This window comes from Mycobacterium sp. TH-M106 (assembly GCF_057473765.1).
Window position 1 is genome coordinate 1 of the sequence record NZ_JBYCLE010000620.1, and the last position, 5,555, is coordinate 5,555.

General features: G+C 69.6%; 5 protein-coding genes. All 5 read right to left on the reverse strand.

The annotated features are described in order from the left end of the window. On the reverse strand, positions 1-796 hold a 796-nt coding region (gene nuoH / locus AC2VOP_RS20945; protein WP_486962749.1), incomplete at its 3' end, for an NADH-quinone oxidoreductase subunit NuoH. After that, positions 793-3,237 (reverse strand): NADH-quinone oxidoreductase subunit G, encoded by a 2,445-nt coding sequence (locus tag AC2VOP_RS20950; RefSeq protein WP_486962751.1) that lies wholly within the window; start codon positions 3,235-3,237, stop codon positions 793-795. The genes nuoH and AC2VOP_RS20950, both read right to left, overlap by 4 nt. Further along, positions 3,216-4,571 (reverse strand): NADH-quinone oxidoreductase subunit NuoF, encoded by a 1,356-nt coding sequence (gene nuoF, locus AC2VOP_RS20955; protein ID WP_486962750.1) that lies wholly within the window; start codon positions 4,569-4,571, stop codon positions 3,216-3,218. The genes AC2VOP_RS20950 and nuoF overlap by 22 nt, the downstream gene beginning before the upstream one ends. Continuing rightward, complete coding sequence (gene nuoE / locus AC2VOP_RS20960) at positions 4,568-5,338, reverse strand: NADH-quinone oxidoreductase subunit NuoE (protein WP_486962752.1); 771 nt, start codon at positions 5,336-5,338, stop codon at positions 4,568-4,570. Before nuoE ends, nuoF begins: the two co-directional genes overlap by 4 nt. A gap of 80 nt (positions 5,339-5,418) precedes the next feature. Next, positions 5,419-5,555: NADH-quinone oxidoreductase subunit D-related protein (locus tag AC2VOP_RS20965; protein WP_486952810.1), on the reverse strand; the 137-nt coding region annotated here is incomplete at its 5' end.

A 5,555-nucleotide genomic window follows, 5' to 3' on the forward strand; every position in this document is an offset into this window, starting at 1 on the left:
CGCCGAAGAACAGCGTGACGGCCAGCGCGGAGACCGTGGTCATGTTGATGTACTCGGCGAGGAAGAACAGCGCGAACTTCAGCGACGAGTACTCGGTGTGAAAGCCGCCGACCAGTTCGCCTTCGGCCTCGGGCAGGTCGAACGGCGCTCGGTTGGTTTCGCCGACCATCGACGTGACGTAGATCAAAAACGACGGCATCAGCAGGAACCCGAACCACATCCGGTCCTGCGCGGCGACGATGCCCGACGTCGACATGGTGGCGGCGTAGAGGAACACCGACGCGAAAGCCAACCCCATCGCCACCTCGTAGGAGATCACCTGGGCGGTGGACCGGATTCCGCCCAGCAGCGGGTAGGTGGACCCGGAAGACCAGCCGGCCAGGACGATTCCGTACACCCCGATCGACGACATCGCCAGAATGAACAGCACCGCGATCGGCAGGTCCGCCAGCTGCAGCGTGGTGCGGTGGCTGAACACGCTCACCTCGGGGCCGAACGGGATCACGGCGAACGCGGTGACCGCCGGTATCACCGAGATGATCGGGGCCAGCACGTAGATCACCCGGTCGACGTCGGCGGGGGTGATGTCCTCCTTGAGTGCCAGCTTGATCCCGTCGGCCAGGCTCTGCAGCCAGCCCTTCGGGCCGACCCGGTTGGGGCCGGGCCGCATCTGCATGTGGCCCAGCACTTTTCGCTCGATGACGATCGCGAACAGCACGGTCAGCACCAGAAACGCGAAGACGGCGACCGCTTTGGCGACGATCAGCCACCAGGGGTCGGTGCCAAGCGTGCTCATGAGTCCCGTCCAATCCGCACCACCGCGCCCGCGGTGACGCCCAGTTCCCGGTGCACCGCCGAGCCGGCGGAGTTCATTGGCAGCCACACCACCCGCGGCGCCATGTCGGTGACGACCAGCGGCAGGCTGATCGAGCCGTGCGGTGTGCTGACGCTGACCGGATCGCCTGGCGCGGCGCCGATCTCGGCCGCGGTGTCGGCCGAGAGCCGCACCACGGCTTTGCGCGCGGTGCCGGCCAGGTGCGGTTCGCCGTCCTGCAGGAGCCCGGCGTCCAGCAGCATCCGCCAGCTGGCCAGGACGGCTTCTCCGTTGCCCGGCTGCGGCGGCCGCTCGGCTGCCACGTCGGGGGCACCGATCCGCTTGCCGTCCCAGGGCCGAAGCTGTTGCAGCTCGGCGCGGGCGGCCTCGACGGTGGGCAGCCCCAGTGCGACACCCATTTCGCCGGCGATCGCGTCGAGCACCCGAACGTCCGACAAAGCACCGGTCTCACGCAGCGCGACCTCGAAACGGCGGTGCCGTCCCTCCCAGTTCACGAAGGTTCCCGACTTCTCCGCCGCCGGCGCGACCGGCAGCACCACGTCGGCGCGGTCGGTGACGTCGCTGTGCCGCAGCTCGAGGCTGACGAGGAAGTCGACCGCGTCCAGCGCGGCCAGCGCCGCGGCCGGGTCGGCCAGATCACCCGGTTCGACCCCGCCCACCAGCAGCGCGCCCAGCGTCTGATCGGCCGCGGCCGCCAGGATGGCGTCGGTGTCGCGGCCCGGCTGCGTCGGCAGACCGCCGTCGCCCCACAGCTCGGCCACCTGCGCCCGGGCCGCGGCGTCGGTCAGTGGCCGGCCGCCGGGCAGCAGCCCGGCCAGCGCGCCGGCATCCAGCGCTCCGCGTTCGCCGGCGCGGCGCGGCACCCAGGCCAGCCGCGCGCCGGTGGCGTCGGCCAGCCGGGCCGCGGCCGACAGCGCGCCGGGGGAGCCGGCCAGCCGCTCGCCCGCCATGATCACCGCGCCAGGTTGGCGCAGCAGGGTACCGACCTCGCCATCACGCAAACCGTCGCGCAAACCGTCCAGCACCGCCGCCTCGCCGCCTGGCACCGCAGGCAGCAGGTCCCCGAACATCTTGCCCACCGCACGGTCGGCGAACGGCGCGACCACGTACACCTTTGTCTGCTTCTTGCGGGCGGCCTTGCGCAGCCGCAGGAAGACGATCGGCGACTCCTCCTCGGGTTCCAAGCCGACCAGCAGCACCGCCGGCGCGGTTTCCAGGTCCCGGTAGGTCACCCCGCCCTGGCCGCCCTGGCCTGCGACCGGTTGCCCGGCCACCCGGGTGGCCAGGAACGCGGCCTCCTCGGTCGAATGCGGGCGGGCCCGGAAGTCGATGTTGTCGCTGCTCAGCGCGATGCGGGCGAATTTGGCGTAACCGTAGGCGTCTTCGACGGTCACCCGACCGCCGACCAGCACGCCGGTTCGCCCGCGGGCGGCGGCCAGGCCACGCGCCGCCAGCGTCAGCGCATGGGGCCACGAGGTCGGCACCAGCTCGCCGCTTGGATTGCTGGGGTCGCGGGCCAGCGGGGTGGTGATGCGGTCCCGCTGGGTGGCGTAGGTGAACGCCCACCGGCCCTTGTCGCAGTTCCACTCCTCGTTGACGTCGGGGTCGTCGCCGGCCATCCGGCGCAGGATCTTGCCGCGGCGGTGATCGGTGCGCTGTGCGCATCCGCCGGCGCAGTGCTCGCACACGCTGGGGGTGGACACCAGGTCGAACGGTCGGGCCCGGAACCGGTAGGAGGCCCCGGTCAGCGCTCCCACCGGGCAGATCTGGACGACGTTGCCGGAGAAGTAGGAGTCGAACGGCTCGTCTTCGTAGATGCCGACCTGCTGCAGCGCGCCGCGATTCATCATCTCGATGAAGACGTCGCCGGCGATCTCGTTGGCGAACCGGGTACAGCGCGCGCACAAGATGCAGCGGTCCCGGTCCAGGAGCACCTGCGAGGAGATGTTGATCGGCTTGGGAAAGATCCGCTTGGACTCTTCGAAGCGGGTCTCGGTCCGCCCGTGGGCCATCGCCTGGTTCTGCAGCGGGCATTCGCCGCCCTTGTCGCAGGTCGGGCAGTCCAGCGGATGGTTGATCAGCAGCAACTCCATCACCAGGTGCTGGGCCCGGTCGGCTTCCGGTGAGGTGTGTTGGGTGCGCACCACCATGCCGTCGGTGGCCGCCACCGCGCAGGACGGCTGTGGCTTGCGCTGCCCTTCGATCTCGACCATGCACTGCCGGCACCAGGCCACCGGGTCCAGCAGCGGGTGATCGCAGAACCGCGGAATCTCGATGCCCAACTGCTCGGCAGCACGAATGATCAAGGTGCCCTTGGGAACTGTGATCTGCCGGTTGTCGATGGTGAACGTCACCGACTGGACGGGCCCGGTGGGTGCAGTCACGCCGCGCCTCCCTTCGATCCGTCGGGCACGAACATGCTCGCTTTCGGGTCGAACGGACACCTGCCCTGCTCCACGTGGGCGATGTACTCGTCACGGAAGTACTGAAGCGACGACTGAACCGGCATCGCCGCGCCGTCGCCCAACGCGCAGAACGACTTTCCGAACAGCACGTCGGCGATGTCGAGCAGGGTGTCCAGATCTTCGGGGGTGCCGCGGCCGGTCTCCAGCCGTTCGTAGATCGGGACCAGCCAATAGGTGCCCTCGCGGCACGGCGTGCACTTGCCGCAGGACTCGTGTTTGTAGAACTCCGACCAGCGCCGGGCCGCGCGCACCACGCAGGTGGTCTCGTCGAAAATCTGTAATGCCTTGGTGCCCAGCATCGAACCGGCCTCGACCATGCCCTCGTAGTCCAGTGGGACGTCCAGGTGCTCCTCGGTCAGCAGCGGTGTGGACGAGCCTCCCGGCGTCCAGAACTTCAGCCGGTGCCCGTTGCGCACCCCGCCGGCGTAGGCGAGCAGCTCGCGCAGCGTGATGCCCAGCGGGGCCTCGTACTGGCCGGGACGGTTGACGTGCCCGGATAGTGAATACAGCGTGAACCCGCGGGACTTGTCGGTGCCCATCGACCGGAACCACTCGGCGCCGTTGAGCATGATCGACGGCACGCTGGCGATGGATTCGACGTTGTTGACCACCGTCGGGCACTGGTAGAGCCCGGCTACCGCCGGGAACGGCGGCCGCAGCCGCGGCTGACCGCGGTAACCCTCCAGCGAGTCGATCAGCGCGGTCTCCTCGCCGCAGATGTAGGCGCCGGCGCCGGCGTGCACGGTGATGTCGAGGTCGAAGCCGGAACCGCCGATGTCGGTGCCCAGGTAGCCGGCGGCGTAGGCCTCGGCCACCGCGGCGTGCAGGCGGCGCAGCACCGGCAGCACTTCACCGCGCACGTAGATGAAGGCGTGGTGGGCCCGGATCGCGTAGCAGCAGATGATGACGCCTTCGATGAGCGCGTGCGGCGTCGCCAGCATCAGCGGTATGTCTTTGCACGTTCCGGGTTCGGATTCGTCGGCGTTGACCAGCAGGTAGTGGGGACGCGCCCCGGCACCTTCCGTGCCCTGCGGGACGAACGACCACTTGGTCCCGGTGGAGAATCCGGCGCCGCCGCGTCCGCGCAGGCCGGATTCTTTGACGTGCTCGATGACGGCGTCCGGTTCCATAGCCAGCGCCCGCTGCATGCCGCGGTATCCGTCGTGGCGGAGGTAGGTCTGCAGCGTCCAAGACTGCGGATCATCCCAGTAGCGGCTCAGCACCGGCGTCAGCGGTGTCGCCCCGGCGGTCGGTGCACTCGGCGGGGTCACTGCTGACCGCCCTCACCGGTTTCCGGCGCGGCCATGTCGTGGTCGCGGGCGAAGCGCAGCCCGGCCAGGGTCGGTGCGCCGGCGCCGCCTTGACCGTCGTCGTCGCGTTCGTCGGGGAAGCCGGCCAGGATTCGCGACGTCTCGGCGAAGCTGCACAGCGGCATGCCGCGGGTGGGCCGCACGTTCTCGCCGGCACGCAGCTTGTCGACGAGCACCCGCGCCGACTCCGGTGTCTGCTGGTCGAAGAACTCCCAGTTGACCATCACCACCGGCGCGTAGTCACAGGCGGCGTTGCACTCGATACGCTCCAGGGTGACCTTGCCGTCGGGTGTGGTGTCGTCGTCGTCGACGTCCAGGTGTTCTTTGAGGTCGTCGAGGATGGCGTCCCCGCCCATCACCGCGCACAATGTATTGGTGCAGACCCCCACCAGATACTCACCGGTGGGTTTGCGACGGTACATCGAGTAGAACGACGCGACCGCGGCAGTCTCAGCCAGAGTCAGCCCGAGCAACTCCGCGCAGAACGCCAGGCCGGCCGGCGTGAGGTAGGAGTCTTGCGCCTGCACCAGGTGCAACAGCGGCAGCACTGCCGAGCGCGGCTGCGGGTAGCGCGCGATGATCTCGGCGGCGTCGGCCTCCAGCCGCGCCCGCACCTCCGGCGGATACGACGTCGGGGCGCCGGGGTAGTTGAACTGGCCGGGCTCCTCAGGTGGGCGGCCAAGCTGGACGAATCTCCGCTGGCCGTCGGTGCCCGCGGTGGGCGGCATCAACCGCCCGCGGCCGGTCGTGTTGGGCGGCGGCAACGTGTCGGACGCCGTCTTGTCGGACGCCGTCCGGTCAGACACGGTCATCGGTCGACTCCGCCCATCACCGGGTCGATGCTGGCCACCGAGGCGATCACGTCGGCGACCAGTCCGCCCTCACACATCGCGGCAACAGCCTGCAGGTTGGTGAACGACGGGTCGCGGTAGTGCACCCGGTAGG